The following is a 19,845-nucleotide window of genomic DNA, read 5'->3' on the forward strand; positions in this document are numbered from 1 at the left end:
CGGCCATCCCTCAAGGAGTCAAAAATGCTCAACCAGTCCAACGAACTCAACGCCTGGGATCGCGACCATTTCTTCCATCCTTCGACCCATATGGGCACGCATGCGCGAGGCGAGAGCCCGACCCGCATCATGGCCGGCGGTGAAGGCGTCACCGTCTGGGACAACAATGGCAAGAAGAGCATCGATGCCTTTGCCGGTCTCTATTGCGTCAATGTCGGCTATGGCCGCCAAAAGATCGCGGATGCCATCGCCACCCAGGCGAAAAACCTCGCCTACTATCATGCCTATGTCGGCCACGGCACCGAGGCCTCGATCACGCTGGCCAAGATGATCATCGACCGCGCGCCGAAGGGCATGAGCAGGGTCTATTTCGGGCTCTCCGGTTCGGACGCCAACGAAACCAACATCAAGCTGATCTGGTACTACAACAACGTGCTTGGGCGGCCGGAGAAGAAGAAGATCATCTCGCGCTGGCGCGGCTATCACGGTTCGGGCGTGATGACGGGATCACTGACCGGGCTCGACCTGTTCCACAATGCCTTCGACCTGCCGCGCGCGCCGGTCCTGCACACCGAAGCGCCCTACTATTTCCGCCGCGCCGACCGCTCGATGAGCGAGGAGCAGTTCTCGCAGCATTGCGCCGACAAGCTTGAAGAGATGATCCTGGCCGAAGGTCCCGAAACCGTCGCCGCCTTCATCGGCGAGCCGATCCTCGGTACTGGCGGCATCGTGCCGCCGCCGGCCAGCTACTGGGAGAAGATCCAGGCGGTGCTGAAGAAGTATGACGTGCTGCTGGTCGCCGACGAGGTGGTGACGGGCTTCGGCCGTCTGGGCACCATGTTCGGCTCCGACCATTACGGCATCAAGCCGGACCTGATCACCATCGCCAAGGGCCTGACCTCGGCCTATGCGCCGCTGTCGGGCGTCATCGTTGCCGACAAGATGTGGCAGGTGCTGGTGCAGGGCTCCGACAAGCTTGGCTCGCTCGGCCATGGCTGGACCTATGCGGCGCACCCGATCTGCGTCGCCGCCGGCGTCGCCAATCTCGAACTGATCGACGAGATGGACCTGGTGACAAACGCCGATGAGACGGGCGCCTATTTCCGCGCCGAACTGGCCAAGGCCGTCGGCGGTCACAGACATGTCGGCGACGTGCGCGGCGATGGCATGCTGGCGGCAGTCGAATTTGTCGCCGACAAGGACGACCGGGTGTTCTTCGATGCTTCGCTCAAGATCGGGCCGCAGGTGGCGACAGCACTTGCCGCCAGCGGTGTCATCGGCCGCGCCATGCCGCAGGGCGACATCCTTGGCTTCGCGCCGCCGCTCTGCCTGACGCGTGAGGAAGCCGACATCGTCGTTTCGAAAACCGCCGATGCCGTCAACAGCGTGTTTGCCAACCTCTGAGATCGACGATGAATGCCATGACCAAGACCCTCCCCGCCACCATGGCCGCCGTGCTGCTCACCGGGCATGGCGGACCGGAAAAGCTCGTCTATCGCACCGATGTGAAAGTGCCTGTGCCTGCCGCCGGCGAGGTGCTGGTCAGGGTCAGCGCTTGCGGTATGAACAACACCGATGTCTGGGTACGCCAGGGCGCCTATGGCACGGAGGAGGACGCTGCCGCCGTGTCGACGTGGCGGCGGCAAGGCAACACGCTTACCTTCCCGCGCATCCAGGGCACCGACACGGTCGGCACCATCGCTGCCGTCGGCGAAGGCGTTTCCCCGGGCCGTATCGGCGAACGGGTAATGGTCGACTTTTCGATCTACAACCGCGACGACGATTCGCTCGCCGACATCGACTATATGGGCCACGGTCGCGACGGCGGGTACGCCGAGTACCAGACGGTGCCGGGCGAGAATGCGCATGTCGTCGATACTGACATGAGCGACGTCGAACTCGCCACCTTCTGCTGCGCCTACCTCACCGGCGAGCAGATGCTGGAGCGCGCCGGGCTGAAAACCGGCGAACGCGTGCTGGTCACCGGCGCCTCGGGCGGCGTCGGTTCCGGCATCGTGCAGCTGGCGCGGGCGCGCGGCGCCATTCCCTACGCCGTCGTCGGCAAGGGCAAGGAGCAGGCGGTGCGCGACGTCGGCGCCGAAGCGGTTATTACCCGTGGGGTTGCCGATCTTCCCGCCGCCGTGAATGAAGCCACTGGCGGCCAGCCGATCGATGTGGTCGCCGATCTCGTCGGCGGCGCGATCTTCAACGACCTCTTGCGCATCCTGAGGCCCGAAGGCCGCTACACCACCGCCGGCGCGATTGCCGGTCCGGTTGTGCAGCTCGATCTCCGGACCATGTATCTGAAGCAGCTGCAACTGCACGGATCGAGCCAGGGGACGCGCGCCGACTTCCGCCGCATCGTTGGATACATCGAAGCGAAGAAAATCCGGCCGCTGGTCGCCGGTGTCTACAAACTGTCCGATTTCCACAAGGCGCAGGCCGACTTCATCGCCAAGGATTTCGTCGGCAAGCTGGTGGTTGTGCCGGACGCCATGTGGAACATCCGCGCATAACGGCTCTCAACGCTCCTACGTCAGAGCGCGTCGTAAACGGCATCAATCAATACCTTGCGGCGTGGATCGACGTCGTCGAAACCCAGCATGCGGTTGGTGACGTAGCCGAATCCGACGCCGGCGCCGGGATCGGCAAAACCGAGGGCGCCGCCCCAGCCGCCATCGCAGCGACGCGCGGCTGGCATAGGCGGCGTCGTCGAGTTGAAAGCCGGCGGCGAATTGCCGGCGCTTGAGACATAGCGCGCATGAGCGAAATCATCGCAACGAATGCATCCACAGGCCGGCAACCAGACCCTGCATCTTGACAGACGAGGCGAAAGCCAAAAGAGTGAAACCGGTTTCACTGGGGACCGCCGGTGCATTTCGATCTGTCCATTCTGCTCCCGCATCTGGGTTTTCTGGCGCGCGGCGCCGAACTTACGGCGGCGGCTTGCGCGCTGTCGCTGGTGGGAAGCGTCGTCATGGGCGCGTTGGTGGCGATCGCACGCACCTCCGCCTCGGCACTGCTTCGACGGATCGCCTTCGTCTATGTCGATCTCTTCCGCAATGTGCCGTTCATCGTCCAGCTGTTCTTCTTCTATTACGGCCTGCCCGAGCTCGGCATTTACATCGATGCCTTCACCACCGGCGTCGTGGCCCTTTCCATTGCCGGCGGCGCCTATGCCTCAGACATCATTCGCGCCGGCATCCTCGCCATCGACCAGGGCATCATCGAGGCCGCTGAAGTGAGCGGCCTGTCCAGGCGCAAGATCTTTACCCGCATCGTGCTGCCGATTGCGCTGCGCACCTCCGTGCGACCGCTCGGATCCGTGCTCATCAACATGATCCTTACGTCCTCGATCCTCTCGACCATCACGCTCAACGAGCTCACCGGCTCAGCCCAGATCGTCGTCTCGCAGACCTATCGGCCCTTCGAGGTCTATGTGGTGCTGCTCTGTGCCTATGCGGCCCTGACCTATCTGGTCTCGCTGGGCGTCACCCTGCTCCACCGCCATCTCAATCGGGACATGATGGAGGCGGTCGACTGATGCGGTTCAGCGACTTCACCTCCTACGACCTGATCCTGCTGGCGCAAGGTCTCGGCACCAACATCGCGCTGTTTCTCGTCACCTCTCTGATCGGACTGCTGATTGGCCTGAGCTGGGCACTGGTGCGGTTCTACCGTGTGCCGGTTCTGGCCCAGGTCGTCACCTTCCTGTCGGAGCTGTTGAAGAACTCGCCGGTGTTGGTGCAGCTGTTCCTGGTGTTCTTCGGCCTGCCGGCCCTGTTGCATATAAGGGTGACGCCGGTCACCGCAGCGACCATCACTCTGTCGGCGAACACCGCGGCCTTCGTCTATGTCATCGCGGTCTCGGCGATCGAGTCGATCGAACGCGAGCAGGTCGAGGCCGCGCGTGTCTTCGGCCTGACCCGGTGGCAGGTCCTGCGCCATATCGTTTCGCCCCAGGCTGCCGCCTTCGCGGTCGGCCCGCTCGTCGCGCTGCTGGTCAACCAGCTTCAGGTGACGTCGCTGATTTCTGTCATCGGCGTCGTCGACCTGACCAAGATCGGCCACATCCTCAACATGCGCACCTTGAAGCCGTTCGTGGTCTGGACCGTCGTCGGGCTGCTCTACTATGGCGCGGCAAAGCTGGTCGCCCTGCTTGGCGAGCGTCTTGAAAACCGCCTGCGGGCGCACAGCGCCTGGCGGGGGCTTTAACATGCTCAAGATCGAAAACGTGCACAAAGCGTTCGGCGAGGTCACTGTGCTGGACGGCGTCGACCTGACGATCGCGCCCGGCGAAGTGGTCTCGATCCTCGGGTCGTCGGGGTCCGGCAAGTCGACACTGATCCGTTGCATCAACGGCCTCGAAAAGCTGAAGTCGGGCCGCATCACGGTCGACGATTTCGATGTCAGCAAGCCGAAGGAGCTGGCCGAGGCGCGCAAGCGCTCAGGCACCGTCTTCCAGCTGTTCAACCTCTATCCGCATATGAGCGCGCTTCAGAACATTACGCTCGCCCCGATCGAGGTGCTGAAGATGCCGCGCCCTGAGGCCGAGGCGCTGGCGCGCAAGCTGCTCGAGTCCGTCGGCCTCGCCGATCGGGCCAACGCCTACCCGGCGCAGTTGTCGGGCGGGCAGCGCCAGCGTGTCGGCATCTGCCGGGCGCTCGCCATGCAGCCGCGCTATCTGCTGCTCGATGAAGTCACCAGCGCGCTCGACCCGGAAATGACTTCCGAGGTGCTGGCCATCCTGGCAAAGCTCGCCGCGCAAGGCACGACGATGCTGTTCGTCACCCACGAGATCGAATTCGCGCGCGAGATTTCCAACCGCATCGTCTTCCTCGACAAGGGCAGGCTGGTGGTCGATCTGCCGACGGATCGTTTCTTCGCCGCGGACGGCGGCCGGGCGCAGCCGCGGGTTGCGCAGTTTCTCTCCAGGATGCGCAAGGACTAGGAATGCTGCTGTTAGCCAACAACGAAGCATGGCCGGGATTCGAGACCTCGGTGCAAATGCTGCGCGATGGCGCCGTCAGCCTGGACGCGATGGTTGCCGGCATCGGCATGGTGGAGAAAGAGGTCAAGGTTCGAAGCGTCGGCTATGGCGGCTGGCCGAACATGCTGGGCGAGATGGAGTTCGACGCCGGCGTCATGGATGGCAATACACGAGAGGTCGGTTCAGTCGGCGCTGTGCCAAGGACCTTGGCGGTCGCTGCCCTGGCGCACCAGGTGATGAAGCGCCTGCCGCATGTGATGCTGACCGGCGAAGGGGCGCGGCGCTTTGCCAGCGAAATCGGTTTTGCCGAAGACGAAGTCTTGTTCGAGGACTCTAAGCGCGTCTGGTGGGAGCGGCTGCAACAGGAACTCACACCGCAACAGCTGGCGAAATTCCCCGATATCGATCTGGCGCCGCTCAGCCGTACTATAACCGATCCCGAGCGCGTCCGCGACACCACCGTCTTCCTGTCGGCGGATGCGCGGCGCGGCATCCATGCCGCGACTTCGACCTCGGGCTGGGCCTGGAAATATCCGGGCCGGCTCGGCGATTCTCCCATTCCCGGCGCAGGCTTTTACGCCGACAGCCGCTATGGTGCGGCGGCGTGCACCCATACCGGCGAGATGACGATGCGCTGCACGACCGCGCGGACCGTCGTGCTGGCCATGAAGCTTGGCCGATCCTTGTCGGATGCGGTCGCGCTGGCGGTCGAGGAACTCGGTGAACTCGACACCGGCTTCCTAGCCGGCGTGGTCATCCACGCCGTCGACGCCGAGCAGAACCATGAGGTGGTAAATTTCAGATGCGAGGGCGAGGTCCGCTACTGGCTCTGGAAGGACTGCATGTCCGCACCCGAATTGCGGGCAGCAAAGCGTGTCACTTGAAAATAAGGAGAGGAACCATGAAGACCCTACTGCGTGCCTTCGCCGCGCTGGCCATCGTGGCCGGTTCGGCATTTCCAGCCCTTGCCGGCATGATTGACGACATCCGCTCACGCGGCACCATTCGCATCGGCGTATCGCTCGGCGGCGAGCCGATCGGCTTTCGCGATGCACAAAACAACCCTGTCGGCTACGATGTCGATGTCGCGACGCTGCTGGCGCAAAAGCTCGGTGTGCCGGTCGAGTTCGTCGACGTCTCGGGCGATGCGCGTATTTCCATGCTGGTGTCGGGACAGATCGATGTCGCGGTCGCAAACACCTCTGCAACGCTCGAGCGGGCCAAGACCGTCAACTTCACCATCCCCTACAACCGGGCCGGGCTGCGCGTCATCGTCCAGAAAGATGCCGGGATAACCGACCTCAAGGGGCTCGCCGGCAAGAAGGTTGTCGTCGGCCGCGGCACCACGGGCGAAACCTTCCTCAAGGCGGCCGTGCCGGACGCAGAGCTCGTCTATGTCGACCAGTTCGCGCCCGACGGGGTTCTGCAGCTGCAACAGAAGCGCGTCGATGCGGCGATCGAGGATTCCTCGTTGCTCGATTACCTCGCGACCAAGACACCGAGCCTGGTGACGCTGCCAGGCCTCTATTCCAACGATCCGATCGGCATCGCGGTCGCCAAGGGCGATCCCGAATTCGTCCGGTGGCTCGACATGTTCGTGTCCGACTTCATCCAGTCGGGCACCTATGAGACGACCTACAAGAAGTGGTGGGGGCCGGACTCCAACCCGCCGGCGCTCAACCCGCTGTGGTGACACCCACTACCGGTAACCGATCGGCGCACAGTCGAGGCGCCGTCGCAACGATCGCCGACGTCGCGCGGCTGGCAGGCGTGTCGCGCGCCGCGGCCAGCCGTGCGCTGTCGAGCGGACCGCGACCGGTCTCGGCGGACAAACGCGAGCGTGTCGTGCAGGCCGCCGCCCAGCTCGGCTACAAACCCAATCTCCTGGCGCAAAGCCTGACCACCAAGACCGTCAATCTGGTTGCCGTCGTGGTCAACCACATTCACGACCTTTCAGATCTCGACCTGTTCGACCGGCTGCTCGACGCAATCCAGTCGATCGGCAAGCAGGTCATCCTCATCCGCATCGGCTCGGCGGACGGGGTCGAGGATTTTCTGCGCAACGGCGTTGCCTATCATGTCGATGCCGCCGTGGTGTTCTCCGACTTTGCCGATGCAGCGACGGTGCGGCGCATGTTTCGCTCGGACCTGGTCATCATGCTGAACGGACTGCATGACGATCTGTCACCCACCGTCATTCCCGATGAAGGCGTCGGCATCGCCGAGGCCGTGGCGGATGCGGCGGCCAAGCGCGCGCGCACGGCCAGCCTGCTGACCGGCCGTTCGTCCTCGCGGGTCGAACAGCTGCGCATCGGCCACTACCTCGAAGCGTTCCGGCATCATGGAATTGAACTGCTGCAGACGGTCCAGGGAGACTATTCCTACGAGTCGGGCTATGCGGCAGCCGCCGGCCTGACGGGACGCGGCTGTCCCGATGCGGTCTTTTGTACGTCCGACGCGATGGCCATGGGTGTTCTGGATGTCTGCCGGGCGGATTTCCCCGACAACCGGCCCAGCCGCTTCCGCCTCTATGGCTTCGACAATGTGTCCCTGACCAATTTCGACGCCTACCCGATATCGTCAATCGGCTACGACAAATCAGACTATGTGGGTCATATCGTCGGCGCCCTCTCCAATCCGCAGGTCTTCATGCCCGGCCAGCCGCCTGTCGTTATATTGACCCGGCTGATTTCGCGCTTGACCGCGTAACTAGCGCCGATGTTGGACTGCTTGTCCGGCGTCGATCTCCCAGAGATCGAACGGAGATCGCGCCGGACAATGTACCGGCGCCTACTGCAATTTCGCCTGCAGCGCGTTGACGTCGTCGGTTGTCATTTCACCGTCGGTCGTCACCTTGCCGTCGACGATCTTCCACAGCCGGAACGGACCGGTGATGTCGCCATATTTGTCGAAGCTGACCGGACCGATGACGCCTTCATAGCGGATCGGCTTGCCGTCCTTGATCAGGCCGAGCGCCTTGGCGAACTCGTCCTTGCCGGCATAGATCGGTGTGCCGGCAGGATCGACCGCCTTGTACATGGCATCCTTGATCTTGGCTGGATCCTCGGAACCGGCAATGGCAATGGCGAGACCGACAATGGCGCCGGCATCATAGGAACGGTCGGCTGCCGGGTTCGACGGTTCGATGCCCGAAAACTCCTTGTAGTTTTTCAGGAAATAGTCGGTGGATGCCGTCGGGCTGGTGCCGGAAGAGGTACCATAGGCATCCTTCAGATAATCGGCGCCGACGGATTCGATGAAGTCCGGGCTGTTCATGCCGTCATTGAGCAGGAATTTCTGCACGCCGCCCTGCGATATCCAGGTGCGGGCGACCGTTGCGCCGTCGACCGGCGTGCTGACGAGGTAGAGTCCGTCCGGCTCGCCTCCCATCGCCGCCGTCACTTCCGAAGCATAGCTCGACTGCTTTTCATTATAGGGCGTGTCGGAGACGATGGTGCCGCCGAGCGCTTTGTAGGCACGCGAGAATTCGGCCACCATGTTGACGCCGAAGTCGTTGTTGACATGGATGATCGACAGTTTCTTGAAGCCCTTGTCGATGGCGTATTTGGCGGCGGCCACGCCTTGCAGCGCATCCGACGTGATGGTGCGGAAGAAGATGCCGTTGGTCTTGCCGTCGCGGCCAAGGGCGGTCAGCGTCGGCGAGGACGAAGCCGGCGACACCTGCACGATCTTGGCCGGCCCGGTGACCGAGGTCAAAATCGGGATCGACACCGAGGAGATGATGCCGCCGATGATCACCGGCACCTTCTTGACCTGTACCAGCTGGGTCGCGGCATCGACCGCGATATTGCCCTGGCTCTGGCTGTCGCGCGTGTCGGTTGCGAGATCGCAGCCGCGTACGCCACCGGCTTCATTGATGTCGCGGAAGGCCATTTCGACGGACTTCGCGCCGGCCTGGCCGTATTCGCCGGCCGGACCGGTGAGCTCCATGACCAGGCCGACGGTGATCTTGCAGTCCGCTGCGTGTGCGGCGCCGGCCATCGTCACGAGAGCCAGTGCTGTGGTGATTTGAAGTATCGTCTTCTTCATTGCCGTTCCCCTTTTCTTGTTTGAACTTTTGCCTGTTCAGCCTTCCGGCGCCTGCAGCCAGGTCTCATGCAGATGCCGCCATTCGACGCCGTTTGGTGCCGATGAACTGGTGGTGAAGACCGCACTGGACTGCCGGCGACTGTGTTTGCCGGCGCGCAGTTGCGCCTCGATGTAGAAGATGACGATCGTGTCCGCGTCCTGCCAACCCGGCCTGATGTCCTCGATCGATATGGCAAAACCGTCGTCGCAAGTGGCGCGGCTTGTCCGGACATGATCTACGACCGCGTCGCGATCGAGGATCTGGCCATTCGGCGCCACCATGGTGAGGCCTTCGCCCATGACAGCCTCGAAGCGGCCGAACTCCACAGCGTCGGCTCGCGCGGCGACAAACCAGTCGACGAAGAAGCGATGCAGGTCGATGATTTCAGCGCTGGCACGCGAAAAAAGGGAAGGCTCTCCGCTCATTTCTTCCCCGCATTGAGGTTGTAATGCATGATCGAGCCGTGGCGGCCATGACGGTCGCGCTCCAGCGCGTAGACATCGCCCGCGAGGCCGGTGCCTTGTGCGATGGCGGCAGCAATCCGCGCGCGATCGTCGGCGTCGAGCGCGACGTCCATGATTTTCGTATTGGCCAGCGCATGTGCCTGGTTGCGCGCACCCACAATGACGGCCGCGACCTGCGGCTGCTCGAGCACCCATGCCGAGGCGATGGTGGCAATGTCGACGCCGTGGCGATCGCCGACCGCTTTCAGCGCCTTGAGCAGGGACTGGAACAGCTCCCAGCCGCCGAAGTCGTCGATGATCAGCTTGTATTTGACCAGCGAGCGGTTTTCGAGCGGCGTGGAGGGCTCGGCCACGCCAAGCCATTTGTCGCTGAGGAAGCCGCCCGCCACCGAGCCGTAGCAGAGGAAGCGGACACCGTTCTTAGCGGCAAGGCCCGCAAGGCTGTTTGCCGGCCGCTGGTCGAGCACTGAATATTGCAGTTGCTGGCTGACCAGCGGGATGCCCGCGGAGAGGATTTCGGCTAGCCTCGGCGTATCGAAATTGGTGGTGCCGAGATTGCGCACCTTGCCTTCCAGCCGAAGCTCGTCGAGCCAACCCATCGCCTCGACGTAACGAGGCTGGTCATAATCCCACCAGTGAAACTGCACGAGGTCGATCCGCTCGGTCTTGAGCCTGCGAAGCGACTGATCGACGATGCCCCTGATGTAGTCGCGGCTGATGCCTGCCAGTCGTTCGAGGTCCGGCACCAGCTTGGTGTGCACCTTCATCCTGGCCGCGACATCGAGACCGCGCTCGCCGGCCAGCCGCAGGCGCGCGGCGCCGATCAGTTCCTCGACGCCGGTGTAGATGTCGGCGCAGTCATAGGTCCAGATGCCGGCATCGAAAGTGGCGATGAGGTCGGTCACCGCCTGGCTGCGGTCGACGGCGCCATGCCCGCCGGCCAGCTGCCAGCCACCGCGGATGACTCGCGAGATCCCATAGCCGGGGCTGAGTTCGATGGTCCTGGCGGTCATCCCTTGTCGGTCTCCTTCGGCAGCGGCACGGCCGTGGTTTCGGCATGGCTGAACCGCCGCTTGGCAAGCCTGACGATGCGGAGCCGGCTGGCGCAATTGGGATCGGGACAGGCGATCTCGGCATCCGAGGTCATCCAGTCATTTGCATGCGTCGGGCGCTGCTTTGCCGCCAGGAGCGGCAACACGGCCGAGATCGAATAGATCGAAAAACCCTGCCCTGCCGGCAGCGAGAGCATTTCGCCCTTGAGTTCGAAATAGTCGCCGGCCCTGGCGCCGCAATAGACCGGCTTGCCCTCGGGGATGACCGCTTCGACGCGCAGATCGAAGAGTTCGAAACTGTCGTCGGCCATTCAGGCCTCCACCAGGCTGAAGGTGATGTCACAGGCGCCGTTGCGGCGGATGACGCCGCAGGCGGCGGCAAACTGATCGCGCTCTCCGGCAAGCACTTGCGCGACCACGCTGCCGGCCAGCCAGCCGATCGGGAACAGCAGCCGCGCCCCCTGCCCGTAGTACAGGCCGATATCGAAGATGGCATTGGGATTGCCGCCCCACACGCGTGGCGGCACATAGGACAGCACGATATCGCCGGGCTGCGGCGTCAGCGTTGCATTCTCCGGTGGCAAAGACTGGGCATAGGCCTGGCCGTGGAGATCGGCTGACGGAACCGGGCACGAGATTTCCGGTCCTGTCCACATCGCATGGATGCCTGGGATGATGCGTGGCTGCGCCAGATACGCCAGCAGGAAGGCGGCATTCTCCGGCGCCTTTTCGGGCAATAGCAGCGCCGTCACGGAAAGCTTCGAGCGTGGTTCTGTGATGCCGATGGCGGGCTTGGGCATGTCAGTCCTTCGCCGATTGAAGTTTGTCGCGCAGGAAGGCGAAGGGGCGGCTGATGTCGGCTACCAGCGCCTCGCGCGCCGCTTGCGCATCCTGTTTGGCAAGTGCCGCGACAATTCGACGATGATAGTGGGCGGTATCAACCTCGCCTGCCTCGGAGAAGGCATAGATGGCGACGCGGATGCAGGGACCCGATTGAAGCCAGAGGCTTTCGATCATCGGGATCAGCACAGCCGAGCCGCAGCAGCGGTAGATCTCAAAATGGAAGCTCTGGTTGAGCGTCGCTTCGCGATCGATATCCTTCTTGTGCTTCAGGGCCCGCATCTCGTCCCACTCGCCCAGCATGGCTTCGATCGATGCGATCTGGCGCGGGCTCATACGCGTGGCGGCAAGCGCGATCGCTTCGCCTTCGATGAGTGAGCGGGCGCGCAGGAGGTCGTCGATGCGCTCCAGCGTGATCGGCGGCACGCGCACCGAGCGGTTGGGCAGCGCCTCCAGCGCCTTTTCCGTGATCAGCCGTCCAAGCGCTTCGCGTACCGGCATGGTCGAGGTGACCAGCGCATCGGCGAGACCGCGGATAGTCAGCACCTGGTTCGGCTCGAAAAGGCCACCGATCAGAGCACGGCGCAACTCGGAATAGACGCGATCCTGCACCGTCTCGCGGCCGACCGGCGTAAGCTGGGCTGCGATCGTCCCGTTGTTCTTGTCGATGGCAGCCTTCTGCATTACCGGCATTTGCCCCGTTTTCGGCTTGCGAATGAAATTAAAGCCGAATAGCGTGATCAACGCAAGTGTGATCACAAATCAAAAATCAGGAGGCGACAACGATCGTCTTCGGCCAGAGGGTTTGATGAGCGATGCAGCGGAGCGCCAACGGCAGGAGACCCGTGCGCCAGTTCTGACGGCACGAAACGTCGTCAGGCGTTTTGGCGGCCTTGTCGCCGTCGACAATGTCTCGTTTGATGTCAAAGCGGGCGAAATCCTCGGCCTGATCGGACCCAATGGCGCCGGCAAGACGACGATGTTCGATCTGTTGGCGGGCAGCATATTGCCAACCAGCGGCGATATCCTGCTCAATGGCACGCGCGTCTCCGGCGAAGCCGCTCATCTGCGTATCGGCCGTGGTCTTGGCCGCACCTTCCAGATCCCGCGCCCCCTGCCCAATCTGACGCTGATCGAAAACATCATGCTGGCGGCGCAGGGCCAAGCCGGCGAAAAATTGCTCGCCAACTTCGTCACGCCGTGGCGAGTGGCGGCACAGGAAAGAGCAGCCAGGGCAAAGGCACTCGAGCTGCTCGAGCTCGTCTCGCTCGCTCGGCTGGCGCACGAACCGGCACGCGTGCTTTCCGGCGGTCAACGCAAGCTGCTCGAACTCGCCCGCGTCATGATGGCCGATCCGGCGATCATCCTGCTCGACGAGCCGGCGGCCGGCGTCAACGCAACGCTGCTCGAGATCATCATCGACCGCATCCGCGACATCAACGCGCGCGGCATCACCTTTCTGCTGATCGAGCACAATATCGACATGGTGACGCGGCTCTGCCACCGCGTGCTGGTCATGGCGAGCGGCCAGTTGCTCAGCGAAGGCACTGCGGAAGAGGTCGCCCGCGACCCGCGCGTCATCGAGGCCTATCTCGGAGGCCCAGCATGAGTGAGACGGTCCTCGACGTGCGCAACCTCGAAGCCGGCTACGAGCCCGGCGTGCCGATCGTGCGCGGCGCCTCGATCACCGTCGGCAAGGGCGAGATCGTCGTCGTGCTCGGTCCCAACGGCGCCGGCAAGTCGAGCTTCATCAAGGCGATCGCCGGCCTTGTCCCGATCACCGGCGGCGCGGTGTTCCTGGACGGCAAGGACATAACTGCTGCTCCCGCCCACACCATGGTTCGGCTCGGCCTGGCCTTCGTACCGCAGACGGAGAACATCTTCCCGCTGATGTCGGTCGAGGACAATCTGAAAGTCGCCTGCGGCATCCTCGAGCGACGCGAAATCCCTGCCCGCATCGAGGAAATGTACACGGCCTTCCCCGACCTCGTCCGCCAGCGCCGCACCGCCGCCGGCAATCTGTCGGGCGGACAGCGGCAGATGCTTGCCGTCGCGCGCGCCCTGATCGTCCATCCCAAGGTGCTGGTACTCGACGAACCGTCGGCCGGCCTTTCGCCGAAATTCGTATCGACGGTGTTCGAGATGCTGGCCGGCATCCGCAGGTCCGGCGTCACCATCCTGCTGGTCGAACAGAACGCCAAGGCAGCGCTTGCCATCGGCGACCGCGCCTATGTGCTGGTCGAAGGCAGGGACCGGCACGAGGGTGTGGCATCCGAATTGTGGAACGATCCTGTCGTCGCCGAACTCTATCTCGGCCAACGCCCGTCCCCCGTCGGCAAGGGAGGCGCGGCATGAGCCTGCAATTTGTCGTCGATGGGCTGCTGACCGGCTCGATGATCGGCCTTGGCGCCATCGGCGTGACGCTGACCTACTCGATCCTGCGCTTCTCGAACTTCGCCCATGGCGACTTCATGGCCTGGGGCACCTATGCGACGCTCGCCGTCGTCAGCGCCATCGGCGCGATGTTCGGCAAGGTGGCGCCCATTGGTCCGCTGTCCTTCGGCTGGCCGCTGCTGGTTGCGCTGGTTGTCGGCATGGCTTTCACCGCCCTGCTGGCGCTGTTGCTCGACAAGGTGCTGTTTTCGCGGCTGCGCTCGCAGGGGCAAGCCATCATCGTGGTGATGGCGAGCTTCGGCGCCTCGATGGCGCTGCGCAGCCTGCTCGAATTCACCTTCAGCTCACGCCCGACCTATTTCAGCCGGGCGATCCAGATCGCCATGCCGGTCGGCTTCGGCATCCGCATCACGCCCGATCAGATCGCGCTGCTGCTGCTGACCGCAGTGCTGGTGCTCGGCGTGCATCTGTTGATGACACGCACGCAGACCGGCCGCTCCATGCAGGCGCTGAGCCAAAATGCGGCCCTGGCCCGCATCGTCGGCATCGATGTTGCCTCCGTGGTGCGCGTCACCTGGATCATCGGCGGGGCGCTGGCCTGCGTGGCCGGCGTGATGATCGGCATTCTGGTGCAGATCCGCCCGTTCATGGGCTTCGACATGCTGCTGCCGATGTTTGCAGCAGCCATCCTCGGCGGCATCGGCAGCATTCCGGGCGCTGTGCTCGGCGGCTTGATCATCGGTCTTGCCGAAGCCGGTGCGGTGCAGCTGATCGGCGCCGAATGGCGCGCCGCAATCTCCTTCATCATCCTGATGGCGGTGCTGTTCGTTCGGCCGATCGGCCTGTTTGGTGTGAGGGAACGCTGATGGACCTGCTCGGCTACGGCGCCTTCTTCCTGACCACCGCACTGATCTTTTCGCTGGTCACACTGGGGCTCAATCTGCAGTGGGGGCTGACTGGCCTTTTCAATGTCGGCCTTGCCGGATTCGTCGCCATCGGCGCCTATACATCGGCGCTGCTGACGACCCCGGACGATGCCGCGCGCTTCGGCGGCTTCGGTCTGCCGATCCTGGTCGGCTGGGCGGGCGCCATGGTCGTCGGCGGTATCGCCGCAGCACTTACCGGCATGGCCACGCTGCGTCTGCGATCCGACTACCTGGCGATCACCACCTTCGGCGTCGCCGTCGTCGTGCAGCTGGTCGCGCTCAACGCGCAGAAACTCACCGGCGGCCCGTTCGGCATCGGTTTCATCCCGCGCCCGTTCGGCGGCCTTGCCGAAACGCCGCTGCTGTTCAACCTGTCGAACCTCGCCGTCGTTTCGGCTGTGACGCTGATCGCCTATCTCGCTCTGGAGCACCTGTCGCGCAGCCCCTGGGGCCGCGTGCTCAAGGCGCTGCGCGAGGACGAGCGAGCGGCGATTTCGCTGGGCAAGAGCGCGCGCTTCTACCGCGTCCAGGCCTTCGCCGTCGGCGGCGCTATCATGGCGCTGGCCGGCGCTTTGCAGGCGCATTTCACCGGCTTCATCGCGCCCGATAACTATCTGCCGATCCTGACCTTCCAGGTCTGGGTGATGCTGATCGTCGGCGGCTCGGGCAGCAATGCCGGCGCCGTTGCCGGCAGCATCCTGGTCTGGGCGATATGGGCGGGGTCGGGCACGCTGACCAGCGTGCTGTTTGCGCCCGAGCAGCAAGCACGCGCGGCCTCACTGCAGATCGTCGCCATCGGCGTCATGCTCTGCGTCATCCTGCTGATGCGGCCTAACGGATTGTTCGGCGACCGGCCGCGCCGACCGAAGCCCGGCACACAGACAAAGGCGGCGGCCAACGAGAACGAGGCCGGATCATGAATGCCATGATCCGGCAGCAAGCGTATGGCGTTTCGCTCTGGCATGCCGTCAGCCGCAACCGCCGCGACCGGGGCGCGCTGCAAGGCGGACTCGACGTCGATCTCGCGATTGTGGGCGGCGGCTTTTCCGGCCTGTCGACGGCATTGCATGCCTCTGAGAAAGGGCTTTCGGTCGCGGTCCTCGAAGCCGAATTCATCGCTTGGGGTGCGACCGGCCGGAATGCCGGCTTCGTCGTTCCGAACTTCGCCAAGCGGGATCCAGACGACATCATCGCCGAACTCGGACCCGAGCGCGGCGGGAGGCTGATCGATTTCGCCGCGGGAAGCGCTGACCTCGTCTTCGGCCTGATCAAGCGGCATGGCATCGAATGCGACGCTGTGCAGAACGGTTGGATCCAGCCGGCGCATTCGTCCGCCGCGCTGGAAAAGACGCGATCGCGCGCCGAGCAATGGGCGGCGCGGGGCAGGCCGACCGTAACGCTCGATGCCAAGGCGGTCACGACGCTCACCGGTATCGGCGGCTACGCCGGCGGTTGGATGGACAACTCGGGCGGCGTCCTCAATCCGGTCGAGTATGCGCGCGGCCTGGCCGACGCCGCGGAAAAGGTTGGCGCACGCATCTTCGAGCAGACGCGTGTCACTTCCATCGACCGCACGCCGGATGGCTGGGCCTTGAAGACTGCGTCCGGCACTGTGCGAGCGGGCAAGGTCTTGGTCGCCACCAACGCCTATGGTGGAGAGCTGAACCCGACACTGGCACGGACGTATATCCCGCTGAAAGTCTTCCAGATCGCCACTGCGCCGCTGTCGCGCGCCATACGCGCGCGCCTGATGCCCGGCGGCCAGGGCGTTGGCGACACCAGGCGCAACCTGTTCACGTGCCGCTGCGATGGCCAGAACCGGCTGATCAGCGGCGGCATGCATGTCGTCGGAGCCGGCGCCGAGACGCGGGTGCCGCAAACAATCTGGCGACGGCTCGCCAGGCATCTCGATTTGCCTGACCTGCCGCCGCTTGCCTACAGCTGGACAGGCGTGGCGGCGGTGGGGCCGGATTTCCTGCCGCGTCTCATCGACCTCGGCCCAGGCCTGATCGCAGGCTTCGCCTGCAACGGCCGCGGCATCGCCATGACCACGGCAATGGGCAAGGTGCTGGCCAACTGGGCGAGCGGAACGGACGCCCGCGATCTGCCGCTCCCCTTCGCGCCGCCAGCGCCGATCCCGCTGCACAAGCTCGTGCGCTATGCACCGAATATGCTGCTCCCCTGGAGCATCCTGCGCGACCGGCTGGATTAGACAGCCACCACCTTCCGCAATCGATGACCATGGTGGCCCAAGAGGATATCGTCAGATCCAGCCGCACCTACTCCGCAGCCTGAACCCGATTGGCCTGGATGACCGCCCGGATCTCGGACCGGCAGGAGCCGCAATTTGTGCCGGCCTTCAGGGCGCCGCCTACGGCTTCGACTGTCGTGCACCCGGCCGCCACTGCCGCCACGATCTGGTTGACCCCGACGCTGAAACAGGAGCAGACGGTCGCGCCCGCATCGGGCCGATCGGCGCCGGCGCGACCGGCGACGATCCTGAAGCGTTCGCGCTGGCTGGTGTGAACCTCCTGGAGTTGCTGTGCCGCCCAACCCCGCGAAACCGCCACCGGTCCCGACGCGATAAACAAAGCCCCGGCGAGGTGCTGGTCGTCAAAGGCAGCAATGCGATGCTGGCCGGTATCGCGGTCGTGATAGGCGAGCATGTCGGCTACGGGAACATCGAAAAGCGAACCAGCAAAACCAGCCCAGTCGATGTCATCGCCGGCAAAGGCAAGCTCCACCCGCCAGCCGCCCTTGCATTTGGCCACGGCCCAGTAATCTGCTGCGAGCGCCACCGGCTTGCGGCGCACCACAGCGAAGCCGAAGGCTCTCGCGGCGAATTTCTCGATACGGGCGCCGACATGTTTCAGCGCAGGTTGGCCGGAAACCGGATCGGTCAGAGGCGCGGTCAGCGTGTCGAGGCGGCCCTTTGCCGAAAACTGATCGGTCCAGTGCATCGGCGCAAACACGCTCCCCCGGCGCTGGCGTGCCGTCACCAGCGCGCGCACCAGCACATCCCCGCGCAGGCTGGAGACGCGCACGATGTCGGCGTCGCCAATGCCGTGATGCGTGGCATCCGCCGGGTGGATCTCGACGAAGGGCTCGGCCATGTGCTGGGAGAGACGTGGGCTTTTCCCAGTGCGGGTCATCGTGTGCCAATGGTCGCGAACACGGCCGGTGTTGAGGATCAGCGGATAGTCCGGGCTGGTGCGTGTCTCGACGATGGGACGAATGGCGATGAAGCGCGCCTTGCGGTCGGGATTGTAGAAATTGCCGTTGGCGAAGAAGCGGGTGCTGGAAGGGTCAAGTCCCGCTTGAACACCCCCCTCTGTCCTGCCGGACATCTCCCCCGCAAGGGGGGAGATTGGCAGCTTTGACGCCGGCATATCTTCTGCATCGTTGGTAATTGGCGAAGGCCGAGGCGACGGCTGATCTCCCCCCTTGCGGGGGAGATGGCCGGCAGGCCAGAGGGGGGTGGCTGGGCTCGGCGCCGGCCATTGGAACGGAGCCAATTCTTCATAGGCGTCGGCATCGATCGCACCATAAGCGCCGATATCGAAATCCCGCGCGCCGTCATTCTCGAAACCCGACAGCGCGGCGTGTTCGGCGAAAACCTCCGCCGGCGTCACATGCGCAAACGCCTCGCCAAACCCCATCCGCTTGCCCACCTCGGCAATGATCTGCCAATCCGGCCGCGCCTCGCCGGGCACTGCAAGAAAGCTGCGCTGGCGCGAGATGCGGCGCTCTGAATTGGTCACGGTGCCGTCCTTCTCGCCCCAGGCGGCGGCGGGTAGCCGCACATGGGCGTGACGCACGGTGTCCGTGCTCGCCAGCACATCCGAAACCACGACAAACGGGCAGGCCTTGATCGCTGCCTCGACGGCATCGGCATCCGGCATCGAATCGACCGGGTTGGTGGCCATGATCCACAGTGCCTTGATGCGGCCGGCGGCGATCGCCTGAAACATCTCGACCGCCTTCAGACCGGGCTTTTGGGCGACGGCCGGCGCATTCCAGAAACGCTGCACGCGGTCGCGGTGCTCGGGGTTATCGATCTCCATATGGGCAGCCAGCATGTTGGCCATGCCGCCGACCTCGCGGCCGCCCATGGCGTTGGGCTGGCCGGTCACCGAAAACGGCCCTGCCCCAGGTTTGCCGATGCGGCCGGTGGCGAGGTGGCAGTTGATGATGGCGTTGACCTTGTCGGTGCCCGAAGACGACTGGTTCACTCCCTGGCTGTAGACAGTGACGGTTTTCGCAGTCGCGGCGAACAGGTTGTAGAAGCGGGTGAGCTCGTCCTCGCTCAGGCCGGTAGCGGCGGCAATGCCGGCAAGGTCGAGCGCCGATGCGGCGAAGAGAGCTTGGCCGAAGCCGGTCGTGTGTGCGGTCACATAGCCGCGCTCGAGCGCGTTGTGCCGGCCGAGCCAGGCGAGCAGTCCGGTGAACAAAGCAACGTCGCCATCCGGTGCGATCGCCAGGTGCATGTCGGCGATATCAGCGGTCATGGTGCGGCGAGGATCGACCAGCACGACCTTCATCTCCGGTCGTTTTTCCCGGGCCGTCGCGATGCGCTGGAAGAGCACGGGATGGCACCAGGCGAGATTGGAGCCGACCAGCACGATCAGGTCGGCGAGCTCGAGATCCTCGTAGGTGCCGGGCACGGTGTCGGAGCCGAAGGCGCGGCGGTGGCCGGCAACCGAGGAGGCCATGCATAGCCGCGAATTGGTGTCGATGTTGGCCGAGCCGATGAAGCCCTTCATCAGCTTGTTGGCGACATAGTAGTCTTCGGTCAGCAACTGGCCGGAGACATAGAAGGCGACGGAGTCAGGACCGTGCTCGGCGATGGTTTGCGAAAAGGTCGAAGCGACGCGGTCGAGCGCCTCGTCCCAGCCGGCACGGCGACCGTGGATTTCGGGGTAGAGCAGCCTGCCGTCGAGGTCGATGGTTTCGGCCAGGGCCGAGCCCTTGGAGCAGAGCCGGCCGAAGTTCGCTGGATGGTCGGGGTGGGGGCCGCCCGCGCCCGGGACCCCCCCCCGCGCCCCAAGCGGCGCCCCCCCCCCCCCACCCCCCCCCAGACGCGGGGGGG

Annotated in this window: 21 protein-coding genes; 13 read left to right on the plus strand and 8 right to left on the minus strand. The window is 64.4% G+C overall.

All coding sequences use genetic code 11. The annotated features are described in order from the left end of the window. Nucleotides 1–24 precede the first annotated feature (24 nt). Entirely contained in the window at nt 25–1,404 is a 1,380-nt protein-coding gene (locus NKJ88_RS31140; RefSeq protein ID WP_352446749.1) for an aspartate aminotransferase family protein, read from the plus strand. An 8-nt stretch (nt 1,405–1,412) separates the two neighbouring features. Continuing rightward, nucleotides 1,413–2,516 (plus strand): alcohol dehydrogenase family protein, encoded by a 1,104-nt coding sequence (locus NKJ88_RS31145; RefSeq protein ID WP_352446750.1) that lies wholly within the window; start codon nt 1,413–1,415, stop codon nt 2,514–2,516. Nucleotides 2,517–2,536: 20 nt separating this feature from the next. Here the strand turns inward: NKJ88_RS31145 and NKJ88_RS31150 are convergent, their stop codons facing one another. Next, nucleotides 2,537–2,701 (minus strand): hypothetical protein, encoded by a 165-nt coding sequence (locus NKJ88_RS31150; RefSeq protein ID WP_245260037.1) that lies wholly within the window; start codon nt 2,699–2,701, stop codon nt 2,537–2,539. Between the two features lie 171 nt (nt 2,702–2,872). On the opposite strand from NKJ88_RS31150, the gene NKJ88_RS31155 reads away from it, so the two are divergent. The 6 genes from NKJ88_RS31155 to NKJ88_RS31180 are packed head-to-tail and all read left to right on the plus strand — an operon-like array spanning nt 2,873 to nt 7,699. Next, complete coding sequence (locus NKJ88_RS31155) at nt 2,873–3,544, plus strand: amino acid ABC transporter permease (RefSeq protein ID WP_023823556.1); 672 nt, start codon at nt 2,873–2,875, stop codon at nt 3,542–3,544. After that, nucleotides 3,544–4,215 (plus strand): amino acid ABC transporter permease, encoded by a 672-nt coding sequence (locus NKJ88_RS31160; protein WP_023667866.1) that lies wholly within the window; start codon nt 3,544–3,546, stop codon nt 4,213–4,215. Before NKJ88_RS31155 ends, NKJ88_RS31160 begins: the two co-directional genes overlap by 1 nt. 1 nt (nt 4,216) lies before the next feature. Further along, nucleotides 4,217–4,951: an amino acid ABC transporter ATP-binding protein gene (locus tag NKJ88_RS31165; protein WP_023710015.1), complete on the plus strand. Its 735-nt coding sequence runs from the start codon at nt 4,217–4,219 to the stop codon at nt 4,949–4,951. A 2-nt stretch (nt 4,952–4,953) separates the two neighbouring features. Continuing rightward, entirely contained in the window at nt 4,954–5,874 is a 921-nt protein-coding gene (locus NKJ88_RS31170; protein WP_023723327.1) for an isoaspartyl peptidase/L-asparaginase, read from the plus strand. 17 nt (nt 5,875–5,891) lie between these two features. After that, on the plus strand, nt 5,892–6,683 hold the full coding sequence (locus NKJ88_RS31175; protein WP_023710016.1) for a transporter substrate-binding domain-containing protein: 792 nt from the start codon (nt 5,892–5,894) through the stop codon (nt 6,681–6,683). Continuing rightward, a complete protein-coding gene (locus NKJ88_RS31180; RefSeq protein WP_023710017.1) occupies nt 6,677–7,699 on the plus strand; it encodes a LacI family DNA-binding transcriptional regulator in 1,023 nt (340 codons plus the stop codon). The genes NKJ88_RS31175 and NKJ88_RS31180 overlap by 7 nt, the downstream gene beginning before the upstream one ends. An 81-nt stretch (nt 7,700–7,780) precedes the next feature. Here NKJ88_RS31180 and NKJ88_RS31185 read toward each other — a convergent pair whose 3' ends face one another. The 6 genes from NKJ88_RS31185 to NKJ88_RS31210 are packed head-to-tail and all read right to left on the minus strand — an operon-like array spanning nt 7,781 to nt 12,120. Then, a complete protein-coding gene (locus tag NKJ88_RS31185; protein ID WP_023692246.1) occupies nt 7,781–9,040 on the minus strand; it encodes an ABC transporter substrate-binding protein in 1,260 nt (419 codons plus the stop codon). A 36-nt stretch (nt 9,041–9,076) separates the two neighbouring features. Next, a complete protein-coding gene (locus NKJ88_RS31190; protein ID WP_023667860.1) occupies nt 9,077–9,505 on the minus strand; it encodes a hypothetical protein in 429 nt (142 codons plus the stop codon). Next, entirely contained in the window at nt 9,502–10,557 is a 1,056-nt protein-coding gene (locus NKJ88_RS31195; protein WP_023667859.1) for an aldo/keto reductase, read from the minus strand. Before NKJ88_RS31195 ends, NKJ88_RS31190 begins: the two co-directional genes overlap by 4 nt. Next, nucleotides 10,554–10,907 (minus strand): TIGR04076 family protein, encoded by a 354-nt coding sequence (locus tag NKJ88_RS31200; RefSeq protein ID WP_023667858.1) that lies wholly within the window; start codon nt 10,905–10,907, stop codon nt 10,554–10,556. The genes NKJ88_RS31195 and NKJ88_RS31200 overlap by 4 nt, the downstream gene beginning before the upstream one ends. Further along, nucleotides 10,908–11,396, minus strand: coding sequence for a DUF3830 family protein (locus NKJ88_RS31205; protein WP_023667857.1), 489 nt, complete (start codon nt 11,394–11,396; stop codon nt 10,908–10,910). A gap of 1 nt (nt 11,397) precedes the next feature. After that, nucleotides 11,398–12,120, minus strand: a complete 723-nt coding sequence (locus NKJ88_RS31210) for a GntR family transcriptional regulator (protein WP_023710019.1) — start codon at nt 12,118–12,120, stop codon at nt 11,398–11,400. 124 nt (nt 12,121–12,244) lie between these two features. On the opposite strand from NKJ88_RS31210, the gene NKJ88_RS31215 reads away from it, so the two are divergent. From NKJ88_RS31215 to NKJ88_RS31235, 5 genes are read left to right on the plus strand one after another with little or no spacing between them, the layout of a single operon-like run. Then, nucleotides 12,245–13,045: an ABC transporter ATP-binding protein gene (locus NKJ88_RS31215; protein WP_023710020.1), complete on the plus strand. Its 801-nt coding sequence runs from the start codon at nt 12,245–12,247 to the stop codon at nt 13,043–13,045. After that, nucleotides 13,042–13,791, plus strand: coding sequence for a branched-chain amino acid ABC transporter ATP-binding protein (locus NKJ88_RS31220; protein ID WP_023710021.1), 750 nt, complete (start codon nt 13,042–13,044; stop codon nt 13,789–13,791). The genes NKJ88_RS31215 and NKJ88_RS31220 overlap by 4 nt, the downstream gene beginning before the upstream one ends. Continuing rightward, complete coding sequence (locus NKJ88_RS31225; RefSeq protein ID WP_023710022.1) at nt 13,788–14,696, plus strand: branched-chain amino acid ABC transporter permease; 909 nt, start codon at nt 13,788–13,790, stop codon at nt 14,694–14,696. Before NKJ88_RS31220 ends, NKJ88_RS31225 begins: the two co-directional genes overlap by 4 nt. Continuing rightward, entirely contained in the window at nt 14,693–15,676 is a 984-nt protein-coding gene (locus NKJ88_RS31230; protein ID WP_352446751.1) for a branched-chain amino acid ABC transporter permease, read from the plus strand. Before NKJ88_RS31225 ends, NKJ88_RS31230 begins: the two co-directional genes overlap by 4 nt. Next, nucleotides 15,673–16,968: an NAD(P)/FAD-dependent oxidoreductase gene (locus NKJ88_RS31235; RefSeq protein WP_023710024.1), complete on the plus strand. Its 1,296-nt coding sequence runs from the start codon at nt 15,673–15,675 to the stop codon at nt 16,966–16,968. Before NKJ88_RS31230 ends, NKJ88_RS31235 begins: the two co-directional genes overlap by 4 nt. Nucleotides 16,969–17,035: 67 nt before the next feature. Here the strand turns inward: NKJ88_RS31235 and NKJ88_RS31240 are convergent. Beyond that, the coding region (locus NKJ88_RS31240; protein ID WP_502904782.1) for a nitrate reductase at nt 17,036–19,845 on the minus strand (2,810 nt) is incomplete at its 5' end.

Origin of the sequence: Mesorhizobium sp. M0016 (genome assembly GCF_040324035.1) — a bacterium.
In the GTDB taxonomy this organism is placed as follows: domain Bacteria; phylum Pseudomonadota; class Alphaproteobacteria; order Rhizobiales; family Rhizobiaceae; genus Mesorhizobium.